Source organism: Mycobacterium sp. AMU20-3851 (assembly GCF_043974665.1).
Lineage (GTDB): Bacteria > Actinomycetota > Actinomycetes > Mycobacteriales > Mycobacteriaceae > Mycobacterium.
On sequence record NZ_CP146371.1, the window covers coordinates 1685997 to 1700270 of the forward strand.

The 14274-nt window shown below is 67.6% G+C and carries 16 protein-coding genes and 2 tRNA genes; 8 read left to right on the forward strand and 10 right to left on the reverse strand.

The features are described 5' to 3' along the window. Nucleotides 1-18 precede the first annotated feature (18 nt). Nucleotides 19-408, forward strand: coding sequence for a holo-ACP synthase AcpS (locus V4U86_RS08220; protein WP_087025196.1), 390 nt, complete (start codon nucleotides 19-21; stop codon nucleotides 406-408). Between the two features lie 97 nt (nucleotides 409-505). Then, nucleotides 506-1843 (forward strand): dipeptidase, encoded by a 1338-nt coding sequence (locus V4U86_RS08225; protein WP_395310764.1) that lies wholly within the window; start codon nucleotides 506-508, stop codon nucleotides 1841-1843. Here the strand turns inward: V4U86_RS08225 and bcp are convergent. Beyond that, entirely contained in the window at nucleotides 1840-2313 is a 474-nt protein-coding gene (gene bcp, locus V4U86_RS08230) for a thioredoxin-dependent thiol peroxidase (protein ID WP_395310765.1), read from the reverse strand. The genes V4U86_RS08225 and bcp overlap by 4 nt on opposite strands. Nucleotides 2314-2428: 115 nt before the next feature. Between bcp and V4U86_RS08235 the strand changes: the two genes are divergently transcribed. Next, nucleotides 2429-2656 (forward strand): DUF3618 domain-containing protein, encoded by a 228-nt coding sequence (locus tag V4U86_RS08235; RefSeq protein ID WP_395310766.1) that lies wholly within the window; start codon nucleotides 2429-2431, stop codon nucleotides 2654-2656. Nucleotides 2657-3122: 466 nt separating this feature from the next. Here V4U86_RS08235 and V4U86_RS08240 read toward each other — a convergent pair whose 3' ends face one another. The 4 genes from V4U86_RS08240 to V4U86_RS08255 form a co-directional block, all read right to left on the reverse strand. Further along, the gene (locus tag V4U86_RS08240; RefSeq protein WP_395310767.1) at nucleotides 3123-3548 is read right to left on the reverse strand and encodes a hypothetical protein; all 426 of its coding nucleotides are present in this window, start codon (nucleotides 3546-3548) and stop codon (nucleotides 3123-3125) included. Between the two features lie 204 nt (nucleotides 3549-3752). Continuing rightward, the gene (locus V4U86_RS08245) at nucleotides 3753-4136 is read right to left on the reverse strand and encodes a PaaI family thioesterase (protein WP_395310768.1); all 384 of its coding nucleotides are present in this window, start codon (nucleotides 4134-4136) and stop codon (nucleotides 3753-3755) included. Next, the gene (locus tag V4U86_RS08250; RefSeq protein ID WP_395310769.1) at nucleotides 4133-5548 is read right to left on the reverse strand and encodes an acyl-CoA synthetase; all 1416 of its coding nucleotides are present in this window, start codon (nucleotides 5546-5548) and stop codon (nucleotides 4133-4135) included. Before V4U86_RS08250 ends, V4U86_RS08245 begins: the two co-directional genes overlap by 4 nt. Continuing rightward, nucleotides 5545-6906, reverse strand: a complete 1362-nt coding sequence (locus V4U86_RS08255) for an SLC13 family permease (RefSeq protein WP_395310770.1) — start codon at nucleotides 6904-6906, stop codon at nucleotides 5545-5547. The genes V4U86_RS08250 and V4U86_RS08255 overlap by 4 nt, the downstream gene beginning before the upstream one ends. 97 nt (nucleotides 6907-7003) lie before the next feature. On the opposite strand from V4U86_RS08255, the gene V4U86_RS08260 reads away from it, so the two are divergent. Further along, complete coding sequence (locus V4U86_RS08260; protein WP_395310771.1) at nucleotides 7004-7753, forward strand: IclR family transcriptional regulator; 750 nt, start codon at nucleotides 7004-7006, stop codon at nucleotides 7751-7753. 87 nt (nucleotides 7754-7840) lie between these two features. Here the strand turns inward: V4U86_RS08260 and V4U86_RS08265 are convergent. Beyond that, nucleotides 7841-7916: transfer RNA gene (locus V4U86_RS08265), tRNA-Lys, on the reverse strand. A gap of 214 nt (nucleotides 7917-8130) precedes the next feature. Between V4U86_RS08265 and V4U86_RS08270 the strand changes: the two genes are divergently transcribed. Further along, a complete protein-coding gene (locus tag V4U86_RS08270; RefSeq protein WP_395311965.1) occupies nucleotides 8131-9294 on the forward strand; it encodes a L,D-transpeptidase in 1164 nt (387 codons plus the stop codon). A 6-nt stretch (nucleotides 9295-9300) separates the two neighbouring features. Here the strand turns inward: V4U86_RS08270 and V4U86_RS08275 are convergent, their stop codons facing one another. Both V4U86_RS08275 and V4U86_RS08280 read right to left on the reverse strand, forming a co-directional pair. After that, nucleotides 9301-9774, reverse strand: coding sequence for an SRPBCC family protein (locus V4U86_RS08275; protein WP_395310772.1), 474 nt, complete (start codon nucleotides 9772-9774; stop codon nucleotides 9301-9303). Continuing rightward, a complete protein-coding gene (locus tag V4U86_RS08280) occupies nucleotides 9774-10457 on the reverse strand; it encodes a DUF899 domain-containing protein (protein WP_395310773.1) in 684 nt (227 codons plus the stop codon). Before V4U86_RS08280 ends, V4U86_RS08275 begins: the two co-directional genes overlap by 1 nt. 131 nt (nucleotides 10458-10588) lie before the next feature. Between V4U86_RS08280 and V4U86_RS08285 the strand changes: the two genes are divergently transcribed. After that, nucleotides 10589-11359 (forward strand): SDR family oxidoreductase, encoded by a 771-nt coding sequence (locus V4U86_RS08285; RefSeq protein ID WP_395310774.1) that lies wholly within the window; start codon nucleotides 10589-10591, stop codon nucleotides 11357-11359. 174 nt (nucleotides 11360-11533) lie between these two features. Beyond that, nucleotides 11534-11707, forward strand: coding sequence for a CsbD family protein (locus V4U86_RS08290; protein WP_395310775.1), 174 nt, complete (start codon nucleotides 11534-11536; stop codon nucleotides 11705-11707). Between the two features lie 60 nt (nucleotides 11708-11767). Here V4U86_RS08290 and V4U86_RS08295 read toward each other — a convergent pair. Both V4U86_RS08295 and orn read right to left on the reverse strand, forming a co-directional pair. After that, nucleotides 11768-11840, reverse strand: a tRNA-His gene (locus tag V4U86_RS08295). A gap of 46 nt (nucleotides 11841-11886) precedes the next feature. Beyond that, complete coding sequence (gene orn / locus V4U86_RS08300; RefSeq protein WP_395310776.1) at nucleotides 11887-12516, reverse strand: oligoribonuclease; 630 nt, start codon at nucleotides 12514-12516, stop codon at nucleotides 11887-11889. Nucleotides 12517-12596: 80 nt separating this feature from the next. On the opposite strand from orn, the gene V4U86_RS08305 reads away from it, so the two are divergent. Continuing rightward, a complete protein-coding gene (locus V4U86_RS08305; RefSeq protein ID WP_395310777.1) occupies nucleotides 12597-14201 on the forward strand; it encodes a helicase HerA-like domain-containing protein in 1605 nt (534 codons plus the stop codon). Nucleotides 14202-14274 lie beyond the last annotated feature (73 nt).

Here is a 14274-nt window from a genome sequence, read left to right on the forward strand (position 1 = left end):
TCGGATAACGTCTCCGGGATGGGCATCGTTGGAGTGGGGATCGACCTGGTGTCGATTCCGGATTTCGCCGAGCAGGTCGACCAGCCTGGCACCGTTTTCGCCGAGACCTTCACGCCGGGGGAGAGGCGCGACGCCGCGGACAAGAGTTCGTCGGCGGCGCGCCACCTCGCGGCGCGGTGGGCGGCCAAGGAAGCGGTGATCAAGGCCTGGTCGGGGTCGCGCTTCTCCAAGAAGCCGATGCTGCCGGAGGGTATCCACCGCGACATCGAGGTCATCACCGACATGTGGGGCCGGCCGAAGGTGCGGCTCTCCGGGGCGATCGCCGAGCATCTCAAGGATGTGACGATCCACCTGTCACTGACTCATGAGGCCGACACCGCCGCCGCGGTCGCCGTCCTCGAAGCCTGACCTTTTACCCCTATCCCGTGAGCGGGCGTGTCTGTTGGCAGACACGCCGCTTGCGGGTCGGAGTTCACGCACGCTCGCGGGTAACTAGCCTTGGGTTATGAGCGAAATAGCCGCCCGCGTCCGTGACCTGCTGCCGTCGGTGCGAGCCGATCTCGAAGAGCTCGTGCGGATCGAATCGGTGTGGGCCGACCCGGCCCGCCGGCCCGAGGTGTACCGCAGTGCCGAGCTGACGGCGAAGTTGTTGCGCCAGGCCGGTTTCGGGGATGTCCGCACCGTCGAAGCCGGCGGTGCACCCGCGGTGATCGCCCGGCACCCGGCGCCCGAGGGGGCGCCGACGGTGCTGCTGTACGCCCACCACGATGTGCAGCCCGAAGGGGACCGCAGCCAGTGGCATTCGGCGCCGTTCGAGCCGACCGAACGGGACGGGCGGCTCTACGGTCGCGGGACCGCCGACGACAAGGCTGGTATCGCAACGCATCTGGCCGCGTTCCGGGCGCTGGGCCCGAACCCGCCGGTGGGCGTCACCGTCTTCGTCGAGGGCGAGGAGGAGTCCGGATCGCCGTCACTGTCGGCGCTGCTGAACGAGCACCGGGATCTGCTGGCCGCCGACGTGATCATCATCGCCGACTCCGACAACTGGAGCACGGACATCCCGGCGCTGACGGTGTCGCTGCGCGGGCTGGCCGACTGTGTGGTGGAGGTGGCGACGTTGGACCACGGTCTGCACTCGGGACTGTGGGGCGGGGTGGTGCCCGACGCGCTGAGCGTGCTGGTCCGGCTGCTGGCCAGCCTGCACGACGACGACGGCAATGTGGCGGTGCAGGGGTTGCACGAGGCGTCGGCCGCAGAGGTGGAGTTCAGTGAACAGCGGGTGCGGGCCGACGCCGGTCTGCTCGACGGCGTGCAGCAGATCGGTTCGGGTCCGGTGGTGCAACGGATGTGGGCGCGCCCGGCCATCACGGTCATCGGCATCGACACCACCCCGATTGACAAGGCATCCAACACCCTGGTGCCCAGGGCCCGGGCGAAGGTGAGCATGCGGGTGGCCCCGGGCGGTGACGCGCGGGCGCATCTGGAGGCGCTGACCCGGCACCTGCAGGAGCATGCGCCCTGGGGCGCACAGGTCACGGTGACACCCGGGGATGTCGGTCAGCCGTACGCGATCGACGCCAGCGGCCCGGTGTACGACGCGGCCCGGCAGGCCTTCCAGATCGCCTGGGGGCGTGAGCCGATCGACATGGGGATGGGTGGGTCGATCCCGTTCATCGCCGAGTTCGCCGCGGCGTTCCCGGAGGCCGAGATCCTCGTCACCGGCGTGGAGGATCCGGGCACCCAGGCGCACAGCATCAACGAGAGCCTGCACCTGGGGGTGCTGGAGCGCGCCGCGACGTCGGAGGCACTGTTCCTGGAGGCTCTGGGCCGGGGCGTGAGTTAGACGCTCAGGTCGCGGCGCAGCTTGGCCACATGCCCGGTGGCCTTGACGTTGTACTGCGCGACCTCGACGTTGCCCTTTTCGTCGATCAGGAACGTCGAGCGGATGACGCCCTGCACGGTCTTGCCGTACATGGTCTTCTCGCCGAACGCGCCCCAGGCGGTGAGCACCTTCTTCTCCGGGTCGGACAACAGCGGGAAGGTCAGCCCCTCGGCGTCGCGGAACTTGGCCAGCTTTTCCGGCTTGTCGGGGGAGATCCCGATGACGTCGAGGCCGGCCTCGTTGAGTTCGCTCAGGCTGTCGCGGAAGTCGCACGCCTGTTTGGTGCAGCCCGGGGTGGACGCGGCGGGGTAGAAGTACACGATCACCTTGCGGCCTTTGAAGTCGGACAACTTGACGGTGTTGCCGTCTGCATCGGGGAGGCTGAAGGCGGGTGCCTTGTCGCCGACTGCCAGCCGCGGGGTCTGTGCCATGCGTCGTTACACCTTTCTGGTCGGCCGGTGCAGCGGGGTCGGCTCCGGCTGCTCTAGGGTAAACGGCAAGGTTGTGACAGCAGGTGTGACATGACGGCGCAGATGGAGGGCCACAGTGGCTGACCGGGATCCTGAGATGATCAAGCGGGACATCGACCAGGCTCGTGACCAGCTGGCCGCGACGGTCGACGTGCTGGCCGAGCGGGCGAACCCTCAGCGGCTGGCGGAGGACGCCAAGGCCAAGGTGATCGCGTTTGTGACCAAGCCGCCGGTCCTGATCTCGCTGGCCGGGGTGGGCACCGTGGTCGTGGTGCTGGTGATCCGCCGGATCAAGCGCCGCTGACGCCGCGCCGCCGGCGAGGGCGCAGCCAACCGGTCAGTGAGAAGCTGGGCGGGTTGGCGGTGCGGCCGAGACGGCTGCAACTGACGACGGAGACCGTGTTCGACGCACCGCCATCATGGCCGGCGGCCGGCGAGTCGTATGCGCCTCGGTCTGGCATCAGCTAATACCTCGTTTCGTCCCGGGTGCTGCATTGCAGCCTGGTGTACCCGGTTTGCAGCTAACTAAACCTTAGCACGTACCGAACTTTGCGGGTCAACATCTTCTCATGCCTCTACCTGCTGTTTAGATGCCTGTAGCTACGAAATCAGCGGCCAACCGGGGTAATGGACTTCACTTCCGGCACATTTCGATGCGGCGTGATCGGAAGCGGGCCTGGTCGGCACAGCAATTTGCGGGTGCGTTAGCTGCAACGAGATCCCGGCTTCCCGCGCGCGGGATCGTTTGTCGCCAGGACCGGTGATCGGATCTAAACGGGCCCGATGACCGGCTGGTACCAGTACTCGCTCGCGCCGGTGAGGACAGCGCCGACCAACTCGTCGGAGACCATGCCGGTGGCCGGCGGGGTCACCGGTGCGGTCCGCGCCGGCACCCCCAGTGGCGCCGGCTGGACGACGGGGCGCGCTTGCCGGGTGCAGTCGGTCGCATAGCGGTCCTTGCCGAGCAGGAGGTCGCTGACGACCGCCGCGGCGTGTGGGCGTCCGGCGCCCGGAACGCACGGTGTCAACGCCGACGACTCGGAGGCGGGCGATGCGGCGGGCGTGTGCGGGGCGACGACGAACAGTGGGGTCTGGGCGATCGATTCCACGTGGATGCCGCAACCGGTGAGGACCGAGGCGGCCAGCAGCGCGCAGCACAGTGCCGGCCGCGACCGGGGGCTCCGGTACCGCGTCATCGCACGTCCTCTCCCGATCGGGACACCCACCTGCCGGCTGGCTGTCCTGAAACCCCTCGTGTTCGACGATCTTTGACGAGTATCGGAAAAGCGAGATGCAATTAACGCGATTGAAAATTCAAGTGTGGCAATCCATTTGCCGATTCAAGATCATTCCACACTGTGGGTCGTGGTGCAGGTCTTCGGGATTTCTGCCCCGGGCCGTCACCGGGTCCGGCGTGTTGCCCGCCCGGATGCACGGGCCACCGCGGTGGCATCGCCCGCCTTGGTGAGCCGCACCACGAAGATGTCCTCGCGCGCCAACCGTTCCCCGACCGAGGCGACCGCCACCAGTTCGTCTCCCTCGTGGGCGGGCGCCAGATAGTCGATGTGGATGGAACTGACCACGCCGCTGTGGGTCTCGTTGTTGGCCGCGGCGGCCAGGGCGGCGCCGACGACGCTGAGCATCAGCGCTCCGTGCGCGGTGCCGTGCGGGTTGAGGTGCTCGGGGGCGATCCGCAGGGTTGCGGTGGCCGCACCGTTGCCGAAGTTCTGCACGGCGATACCGAGGTGCTCGGCGTACCTGTCGGTTCCTGGAAGGGCGTTCACATCAGGGCTTTCTTCTGGACCTTGCCCATGGCGTTGCGCGGCAGGGCGGGGACGAAGCGGATTTCGCGTGGGCGTTTGTGCCAGGACAGGTCCTCGGCGACGTGGGTGATGAGACTGTCGGCCAGGCCGTCGTGGGCCGAGTCGGTGACCACGAAGGCCACGATCCGCTGGCCGAGGTCGTCGTCGGGGGCGCCGACCACCGCGACCTCGGCGACCTCGGGACGGGCCAACAGGGACGTCTCGATCTCACCGGCACCGATCCGGTAACCCCCGGACTTGATCAGATCCACCGACTCCCGGCCCACGATGCGGTGGAAGCCGTCGGCATCGATCGCCGCGAGATCACCGGTGACGAACCACCCGTCCTCGGTCCAACACGATGCGGTGACCTCGGGCAGATTCAGATAGCCGTCGAACAGCATCGGTCCGCGCACCTGCAGGCGGCCGATGGACTCCCCGTCATGGGGAACGGGCGTACCGTCCTCGGTCTGGATCCGGGTCTGGGCACCGGTCACCGGTTGCCCGACCCAGCCGGGGCGCCGTTCGCCGTCGGCCCGGGTGCTCAGGGTGATCATCGTCTCGGTCATGCCGTAGCGCTCGATGGGGGCATGGCCGGTGAGTTCGGCCAGCCGATCGAAGACCGGAACCGGAAGTGGCGCACTGCCACTCACCAGCAAGCGTGCGGAGGCCAACGCGGCCGCTGCCTGCTCGTCCCGGGTGACACGGGTCCACACCGTCGGCACGCCGAAGTACATGGTGGCCCCGGCCGCGGCGTAGCGTTCGGGAGTGGGTTTGCCGGTGTGCACCAGACGCGATCCGATGTGCAGCGATCCGAGCACGCCGAGGATCAGTCCGTGCGTGTGAAACAGCGGCAGGCCGTGTGCCACGGTGTCTTCCGCGGTCCACTGCCAAGCATCGGCCAGCGCATCCAGCCCGGCCGCGATGCCCTGCCGGCTGAGCAGCACACCCTTGGGTGCGCCGGTGGTGCCGGAGGTGTACAGGATCATCGCAACCTGTTGTGGTGCAACCGGTCCGGGAGGTTCCGCGCTGCGTCCGCAGTCCTCGGGGACTGCGACGGGAAGGTCGACACCTTCGCGGCGGGCGCCCACCCACACGGTGGCCCTGGAGTCCGCGACGATGTGGGCCACCTCGGCGTGGCCGGCGTCCGGGGGCACCGGGACGACCGGTACGCCGGCCAGCAGAGCGCCCACGACGGCGATGACGGTGGTCAGCGTGGGCTCGGCGTTGACGGCCACCACCTGACCCATGCCGAGTCGGTGCAGTTCGGCGCTGAAACCGGAGGAGAGTTCGCGGAGATCCCTGCGGGACAGGGTCTGTCCGTCGATCGTCACGGCGCGCGCGTCGTCGGCAGTCGCGGTGTCGAGCAGGGCGTGCAGCAAGGTGCGGGTCATGAGAACGCCATTCCGGGCAGAATCAGCACCAGGGTGAGGGCGACCGGGCCCACCACCACCATCGACAGACCCCAGCGGGTGAGCAACTTGGTCATGCGCGGCCGGGCCTCCTCGTCGACGGTGGTGGCGACGTAGGTGGCGCCGACGGTCGAGAACGGTGACACGTCGACGATGGACGCGCACACGCCGATCGCGCAGATCAACGCCCAGCCGGGAATGCCGCCATCGGCGATCAGCGGAAGTGCTAGCGGGACAAGGGCGGCCAGCATGCCGGTGGTGGATGCGAAGGCCGAGATCAACGCGGCGGCGGCGCACAGCAGGATGGCGGCAACCAGTGGAGAACCCAGATGCACGGCTCCCTCGCCGAGCAGGTCGACCACACCCATCTCGGTGAGCACGCCGACATAGGTGATGATGCCGCCCACGAGAAGGACCGAACCCCAGTCGATCCGGCTCATCGCCTTCTTGCCCGAGGACGCATCGAGCAGCGCGGCGACCGCGCCGAGACCGTAGCCGAGCACACCGATATCCGGCGTCATCCCGAGCAGCGACAGGACGATGACGGCGGCGACCAGAGTCAGCATCATCAGCAGGGTCAGCACCTGCATGCCGGTGGGCCGGCCGGGGGAGGCGAGTTCGTCGTCCGGACCGTCGCCGCTGCCGCCGACGCTGTCGTCGATGTCCAGCGTCGAGCCCCCGTACTGGCGCAGCGTCGCCCCGTGGGCCACCATCGCCTGGCTGAACGCGGGGGCCTCGACGTCGAACTTCTTGCGCCGGCCGAACAGGACGTAGGCGACGGCCAGCAGAACCAGGTTGAGGATCACCGCGACGCCGAAGAGCAGCAGCGGGCTGAGTTCGATGCCGGCCTCGTTGGCGGTGCCCCAGGTGATGATGCCGAACAGGCTGGTCGGCGCGAACGCACCGGCGCTCAGGCCGGCGCCCATGGCCAGTGCCATCAGCATGGGGTCGATGCCGCGCTTGTGCGCAATGCTCATCCCCATCGGCGCCATCACCAGACCGCCGAGCGGGGCGCCCATCGCGGAGATGATCGCGGTGAGGGCGAAGAACACCGCCGGGAACAGGGCATCCCGGTTTCCGACCTTCGCCAACGAGGCCCGGATGAGCCAGTCGATGGTGCCGTTGCTGTGGGCGATACCGAAGAAGTAGGTCACGCCGACCAGCAGCACCAGGATGCTGAGCGGGAACCCGGCGATGACCTCGTTCAGACTCAGCCCCGCCAACCACAGCCCGACGACGCACGCGACCGGGAACATCACGATGCCGATGTTGACGTTGCGCATCGCGGCGATCGCGAACACCGCGATGAAGATTCCGAGTGCGATCAGTTGCGCCGTCATGTCACCTCCTCTATATTCGGTCCATCAAATGGACCGACGGTTCATCTGATAGACCGACGGCCTGTAACCTAACTCACAACCGCGAAGAGGGGCAACCTTGGCCACAGAAAGCGTGGTGTCCGCGTTCCGGGTGCTGGAGGCGGTGGCCGAGTCGCAGCCGGTCGGTCTGTCCGAGTTGGCCAGAACCGTCGGCCTGCCCAAGAGCACGGTGCAACGGATCCTGCTGACGCTGCAGGAGGTCGGGTGGCTGCGGCCCACCGAGACGACCCCGACACGCTGGCAGCTCACCTACCGGGTGGTCGCCATCGTCGGGCGCGCCGGTGGCGGGGAGAGCCTGCGTGACCTCGCCCTGCCGGTGATGAACGAGCTGCAATTGGGGACCACCGAGACGATCCACCTCGCCGCCGCCGACGGCGACTCGCTGGTGCTGGTGGAGCGCCTCGACACCTCACACCGGCTGCGCGCATTCCTGCCCCTGGGCGAGCGGATAGCGCTGCACGCCTCGGCCACCGGGCTGGCCTACCTGTCCGCCTGCAGCACCGAGTATCTCGACGGCTACCTGGCCGGCCCGCTGCCGGCCCAGACCCCGGACACCATCACCGATCCGGACCGAATCAGGGCGGTGGTGAACGAGATTCGCGACCGCGGCTACTCGGTGAACGTGGGCGGGCTGTCCCATGGGATCAGTTCGCTCGGTGCACCCATCGAGAGCAGGTCCGGTCCGGTGGCGGCGCTGTCGGTGTCGGGGCCCAGCAGCCGGATCACCGCGGACCGGTTCGATGAATTGGGGGCGCAGGTCCGTGACGCCGCGGCACGAATCAGCATGGCCCTGCGCGGCGAACGCTGACCGTCGGTGCCTCACCTCGATCCTGCTGTCGCCGGCCACCGCATGGGTCGGAAATGCCGAAAGCCCCGCCGGAGCGGGGCTTTCGTGTGGTGCGCCGTCAGGGTTTCGAACCCCGGACCCGCTGATTAAGAGTCAGCTGCTCTACCAACTGAGCTAACGGCGCGCGCTGGAAACAATAACAGCACCGACGCTTCAAGATGAAATCCGCATGACAAACGGGGTCCCCGGTTCGTGCAGAGGGCCAGATGTCGGACGTTCCCTTAGACTATTGCCAAACAACCGCGATCCGCGGTTCTTGGGGCAAAAGTGGAGCAAAACAAATGGTTCAGGTCTCGCCGGTGGTTGGTGTGGGTCGCCGCAAGACATGGCCGATCGTGATGGCAGTGGCATTGAGCACAGCGCTGGCAGTCGGGGCATGCAGCGGCCATCAAGCACCCGACCAACCCAAGACCATCGCCGACAAGGGCACACCGTACGGCGACCTGCTGGTGCCCAAGCTCACCGCGTCGGTCACCAACGGCGCCGTCGGCGTCACCGTCGAGGAGCCGGTCCGGGTCAGCACCGAAGGCGGCGTCCTCGGCGCCGTCAGCCTGGTCGACGAGGATGGCGAACCGGTCGCCGGTGAACTCAGCCCGGACGGACTGAGCTGGTCGACCACCGACCCGCTGGACTACAACGCCAGCTACACGCTGAACGCCCGTTCCTCGGGTCTGGGCGGGGAGGCGGTCACCAAGGCGACCTTCGAGACGCACTCGCCCGAGAACCTGACCATGCCCTACCTGATGCCGTCGGAGGGCTCCGTCGTCGGCGTGGGGCAGCCGATCGCGGTCCGCTTCGATGAGAGCATCACCGACCGGGCCGCCGCCGAGCAGGCCATCAAGGTCACCACCACACCCAAGGTGGAAGGCGCCTTCTACTGGCTCAACAACCGCGAGGTCCGCTGGCGCCCGGCCGAATACTGGAAGCCCGGCACCAAGGTCAGCGTCGAGGTCAACACCTACGGTGTCGAACTCGGTGACGGACTGTTCGGGCAGGACAACGCCGGCACCGACTTCACCATCGGGGACGAGGTGATCGCGGTCGCCGACGACGCCACCAAAACGCTGACCGTCCGCCGCAACGGGGAGGTCATCAAGACGATGCCGATCTCGATGGGCAAGAACAGCTCGCCGACCAACAACGGCGTCTACATCATCGGTGAGCGGTTCGCCGAACTGGTGATGGACTCCTCGACCTACGGCGTTCCGGTGAACTCTCCCAACGGATATCGCACCGAGGTGGACTTCGCCACGCAGATGTCCTACAGCGGCATCTATGTGCACGGCGCGCCGTGGTCGGTGGGCAGCCAGGGCTACAGCAACGTCAGCCACGGCTGCCTCAACGTGAGCACCTCCAACGCCGAGTGGTTTTACGAGAACACCAAGCGCGGCGACATCGTGGAGGTGGTCGGCACCGTCGGGTCGGTGCTGCCCGGCACCGACGGTCTGGGCGACTGGAACATCCCGTGGCCGCAGTGGAAGGCCGGAAACGCCAGCGCCTGACCGGGCCTAGGTGACCGCATTCTCCAGTGCGGCAAGAGAATCCTCGATGTAGGCCGGCGGGAATGGCGGCATGCCGCCGATCTGGTCGCGGAAACTCTGCGGCGTGCCGGTCCAGTCGTAGGTGATCGTCACATCGGTGCCGTCGCCGTTGGGCGTCAGGTCGTAGCGCCACGACCACCCGCCGGGCTGATGCGTGCCGGATTCGTCGAGCTGACCCGGCAGCCAGGCGATGGTGCGGTCGCGCTCGAATTCGGTGACCAGGTTGTGCATCACGTAGTGACCGCCCGCGAACTCCAGGAACATGTTGAGCACGAACATCTGCCCGGCGCCGGTAATGGGCTGGGGATCCACCGCGTCGCGCACCCAGTCGCTGGGTTCGGTGTCCTGGTGGCGTGCCGGGTCGGTGAGGATGCCGAACACCGTGCTGGGGCTCGCAGGGATGGTGCGGGTGATGACGTAGCGCTCTTCGGTAGAAGTCATCAGGCGTCCTTTCCGTAGAGTCGGGCGATGTCGGGGCTGTCCAGCCAGCCGGAGTAGGTGGGCCGCGACGGCCATCCCGGCGGACTGTCCTGCCATTCCTCCTGCCGGCCGTAGGGCAGCACGTCCATCAGCGCGAAGGAGTGGCTGAGCTGCTCGGTGCCGCGGCCGTTGCTGTGCCAGGTGCGGTACACGGTGTCACCGTCCCGCAGGAACACGTTCACCGCGAAACCCTCACCCGGTCCGGCGTCGACGTCGGCGCCGAAACTGCTCTCCGAGGACGAGTACCAATCCATCTTGTTGCCGACCTTGGCGCGGTAGGCCAGCGCTTCCTCGATCGGCCCGTTGGTGACGATGACGAACCGTGCGTCGTAGTTGTCGAGGAAGTCCAGCCGGGTGAATTGCGAGGTGAACCCGGTGCAGCCGCCACACTGCCACTCCGCACGGTCGGACCACATGTGGTTGTAGGTGATCAGCTGCGAGCGCCCCTGAAAGACGTCGGCCAGCCGCACCGGCCCCTCCGCGCCGATCAGGGTGTACTCGGGCAGCTGCACCATCGGCAGCCGGCGGCGCTGGGCCGCGATCGCGTCGAGCTCGCGGGTGGCGGCCTTCTCGCGGCGCCGCAGGCCCGCCAGCGCGGCCCGCCAGGTGTCCGCGTCGACGACCGGTGGTTTGGCTGTAGCCATTGGGGTCTCCTTTACGGCAGTTCGTGTCTGTGTAGACCCACTGTGCGACCAGAACTCATCGCGCGCGGTACTGTCCCCGAACAAAGGGTGTCCTAACACCGTGGGGCGAAGGAAAGGGAGTCGTACACACGATGAGTGGTGAAGGTTCTGACATCGCCGGGTTGCGAGTGCTCGTCGTCGGTGCGTCCTCCGGTATCGGGCACGCGGTCGCCGTCCAGGCCGCCGAGCGCGGCGCCAAGGTCGCGGTGGCGGCGCGGCGCACCCAGCTGCTGACGGAGTTGGCCGAGAAGATCGGCGGCTGGGCCTTCGAACTCGACGTCGAGGACCCTTCCGCCATCACCCGGGTGGTGGGGGAGGCAGCCGAGACCCTCGGTGGTTTCGACGCTGTCGTGTTCACCAGCACGGTGGCCCCGATGGCGCACATCGAGGACACCGACATCGCCACCTGGATCCACGCCTTCAACGTCAACACCCTGGGTGCGCACGGGGTGCTGCGCGCCGTGCAGCCGCACCTGTCGCAGGACGGCGTCGTGCTGATCACCTCCAGCCACGATGTGGGCCGGCCGCGCGCCGGGGTGGCCGCCTACAACGCCAGCAAGGCCGCGCTCAACGAGATCCTGCATTCCTGGCGCAGCGAGCACCCGGACCTGGCGATCGTGCGGGTGGGCATCGGTCCCACCGAGGACACCGAGATCCTGCGCGGCGCCGACCGCGACCTGCTCTCGCTGCTGTTCAAGTCGTGGGTGGCGCACGGGCAGCTGCCCGAGCAGATGTCGGCGCTCAACGACGTTGCCAACACCCTGGTTTCACTGGTCGGCGCGGCGTACCTGAACCCGACCGTGGTGCCCGAGGTGGTCCAGCTGGCCCCGCGGATCCGGCGCGCAGCGGCCCCCGCGTCCTGAGGTCGACCGCGGCCGCGGGGTAGCAGGGGAACCAACCGGGTCCGATCGGCGTAGCCGAGATCTTGTTTCCTTGGAGCCGTTGGCAGGCTGTGGGTTTGGTGACCCGCTCGAGAGGTACCCCTAGCGCAGAGCTGGTCCGTCCGGATCGGTTCCCGCCGGAACAGGAGTGCGCACATGAGCGGCATGGACAAGGCGAAGAACAAGATGCAGGACCTGGGAGGAAAGGCGAAGGAAGCGGCCGGAAAGGTCACCGGCGACCGGGATACCGAAGCCGAGGGCAAGGGCGACCAGGCGAAGTCCAACCTCAAGGACGCCGGCGAGAAGGTGAAGGACGCCTTCAAGAAATGAGTCGCCAACGCCCCTAGAAACGCAAACGGTGGGAGGGCCAAAGGCCCTCCCACCTGCGCGGGTGGCTGACGGGACTCGAACCCGCGACAGCCAGGATCACAACCTGGTGCTCTACCAACTGAACTACAGCCACCATTGCCGCCTGAGCGGCGCTGACGATCTTAACCGGTCGAGGGCCGTTAAGCCGAATCGGTCTCTTTCGGCGCGCTGCCGGCCGGTCCCAGCTCGGCCGCCACGGCGGCAATTTCGCTGGTCGACGGCCCGGGGGCGGGCACGAAGGCGGTTTGGCGGTAGTACCGCAATTCCTGGATCGACTCGTGGATGTCGGCCAGCGCGCGGTGCGCGAGGCCCTTCTCCGGCTGCCCGAAGTAGATCCGCGGGTACCAGCGCCGGCACAGTTCCTTGATGGAGCTCACGTCGATCATCCGGTAGTGCAGGAAGTCGTCCAGGGTGGGCATGTCGCGGGCGATGAACCCACGGTCGGTGGCGATCGAATTGCCGCACAGCGGCGCGGTTTTGGGGGCTTTGACGTGGCTGCGGATGTAGTCGAGCACCATCGTCTCGGCGGTCGCGAGGTCGATCGAGGAGGCCAGCACCTCCTTGTCCAGGCCGGACTTGGCATGCATCTTGGCGACCACGTCGACCATGCCGGACAGGTCGGATTGGTCGGCGTGGATCACCACGTCGATACCTTCACCGAGGACATTGAGGTCGGCATCGGTCACCAAGGCCGCAATCTCGATGAGCTTGTCGGACTTCAGATCGAGCCCGGTCATCTCACAGTCGATCCACACGAGTTCTTCACGCACGAAGATCCACAGTATTCCCACCGCCGGTAAATCGCTGCCTGCACCTGTCCTGATGTTGCGTATTCAGTAATGTCTGGCGCATGACCGCAGAATCGACCGCGACCCCGGCCCAGCAGATCGCCGCAGGTTACGCCGTTGAAGGGCAGGCCCTGGAGTTGGGAACCGTGGTCGTCGACGGGGTGGTCGATCCGGGTGCGCAGGTGCGGATTCCGTTGGCCATGGTCAACCGGCACGGCCTCGTCGCCGGTGCGACCGGCACCGGCAAGACCAAGTCGCTGCAGGTGATGGCCGAGCAGCTCTCGGCCGCCGGGGTGCCGGTGCTGATGGCCGACGTCAAGGGTGATCTGTCCGGGTTGTCGCGGCCGGGGGAGAACAGTGACCGGACCGCGCAGCGTGCCGCCGACACCGGCGACGCCTGGGCCGGCACCGCCTACCCGGTGGAGTTCCTGTCGCTGGGTACCGAGGGCATCGGCGTGCCGGTGCGTGCCAGCATCACCAGCTTCGGGCCGATCCTGCTGTCGAAAGTGTTGGGGCTCAACGCCACCCAAGAATCGACGCTGGGGTTGATCTTCCACTTCGCCGACCAGAAGGGGCTGTCGCTGCTGGATCTCAAGGATCTGCGCGCGGTCATCCAGTACCTCACCAGCGATGAGGGCAAGCCCGAACTCAAGGCCCTCGGGGCGGTATCGACGACGACCGCCGGGGTCATCCTGCGCGCGCTGATCAACCTGGAGGCCGAGGGCGCGGACACCTTCTTCGGCGAGCCCGAGCTGGAGCCCAAGGACCTGATCCGGCTGGACCCGCAGGGCCGCGGCATCATCACGCTGCTGGAGCTGGGCGCCCAGGCCGCGCGCCCGGTGATGTTCTCGACCTTCCTGATGTGGGTGCTGGCCGACCTGTTCACCACGCTTCCCGAGGAAGGCGACCTCGACAAGCCGAAGCTGGTGTTCTTCTTCGACGAAGCGCACCTGCTGTTCAACGATGCATCCAAGGCATTCCTGGAGCAGGTCGAGCAGACCGTCAAGCTGATCCGGTCCAAGGGCGTCGGCGTCTTCTTCTGTACCCAGCTGCCCACCGATGTGCCCAACGACGTGCTCAGCCAGCTGGGCGCCCGGGTCCAGCACGCACTGCGCGCGTTCACCCCCGATGATCAGAAAGCGCTGCGCAAGACGGTGCGCACCTATCCGAAGACCGAGGTCTATGACCTGGAGAAGTCGCTGACGTCTCTCGGCATCGGCGAGGCCGTCGTCACCGTGCTGTCCGAGAAGGGCGCCCCGACGCCGGTGGCGTGGACCCGGATGCGGGCGCCGCGCTCGCTGATGGACACCATCGGTCCGGATGCGATCAAGGCCGCCGCTGCGGCGAGCCCGCTGCAGGTCACCTACGGGCAGACGATCGACCGTGAATCCGCCTACGAGCGGCTCAACGCCCGGCTCGCCCCGCCGGAACCCGAGCCGGCCCCGGCCCAGACGACGCCGGACCTGCCGCCGCCGCTGCCCACCAGTCCCGTGGGATCAGCGGAGGCCGGCGGCACCATCAAGGCCCGCGACACCGCCGAACCGAGCCTGCTGGACAAGATGGTCGCCAGCCCGGCCTTCAAGAGCGCCATGCGCTCGGCGGGCACCGTGATCGGCCGCGAGATCACCCGCAGCATCTTCGGCACCGGCCGGCGTCGCCGCCGCTGACGCCCCGCCGTTTTCTGCGTGAGGGTCGCCCGCACACGCGATCCGCGACCCTGGTGCAGAAAACGGCGCGCGG

What these genes read in the sequence shown, in the direction of transcription:
- V4U86_RS08220 (WP_087025196.1), top strand. Translation starts at nt 19, where the DNA reads ATGGGCATCGTTGGAGTGGGGATCGACCTGGTGTCGATTCCGGATTTC.
- V4U86_RS08225 (WP_395310764.1), top strand. Translation starts at nt 506, where the DNA reads ATGAGCGAAATAGCCGCCCGCGTCCGTGACCTGCTGCCGTCGGTGCGA.
- bcp (WP_395310765.1), bottom strand. Translation starts at nt 2,313, where the DNA reads ATGGCACAGACCCCGCGGCTGGCAGTCGGCGACAAGGCACCCGCCTTC.
- V4U86_RS08240 (WP_395310767.1), bottom strand. Translation starts at nt 3,548, where the DNA reads ATGACGCGGTACCGGAGCCCCCGGTCGCGGCCGGCACTGTGCTGCGCG.
- V4U86_RS08250 (WP_395310769.1), bottom strand. Translation starts at nt 5,548, where the DNA reads ATGACCCGCACCTTGCTGCACGCCCTGCTCGACACCGCGACTGCCGAC.
- V4U86_RS08255 (WP_395310770.1), bottom strand. Translation starts at nt 6,906, where the DNA reads ATGACGGCGCAACTGATCGCACTCGGAATCTTCATCGCGGTGTTCGCG.
- V4U86_RS08270 (WP_395311965.1), top strand. Translation starts at nt 8,131, where the DNA reads ATGGCAGTGGCATTGAGCACAGCGCTGGCAGTCGGGGCATGCAGCGGC.
- V4U86_RS08275 (WP_395310772.1), bottom strand. Translation starts at nt 9,774, where the DNA reads ATGACTTCTACCGAAGAGCGCTACGTCATCACCCGCACCATCCCTGCG.
- V4U86_RS08280 (WP_395310773.1), bottom strand. Translation starts at nt 10,457, where the DNA reads ATGGCTACAGCCAAACCACCGGTCGTCGACGCGGACACCTGGCGGGCC.
- V4U86_RS08285 (WP_395310774.1), top strand. Translation starts at nt 10,589, where the DNA reads ATGAGTGGTGAAGGTTCTGACATCGCCGGGTTGCGAGTGCTCGTCGTC.
- V4U86_RS08290 (WP_395310775.1), top strand. Translation starts at nt 11,534, where the DNA reads ATGAGCGGCATGGACAAGGCGAAGAACAAGATGCAGGACCTGGGAGGA.
- V4U86_RS08305 (WP_395310777.1), top strand. Translation starts at nt 12,597, where the DNA reads ATGACCGCAGAATCGACCGCGACCCCGGCCCAGCAGATCGCCGCAGGT.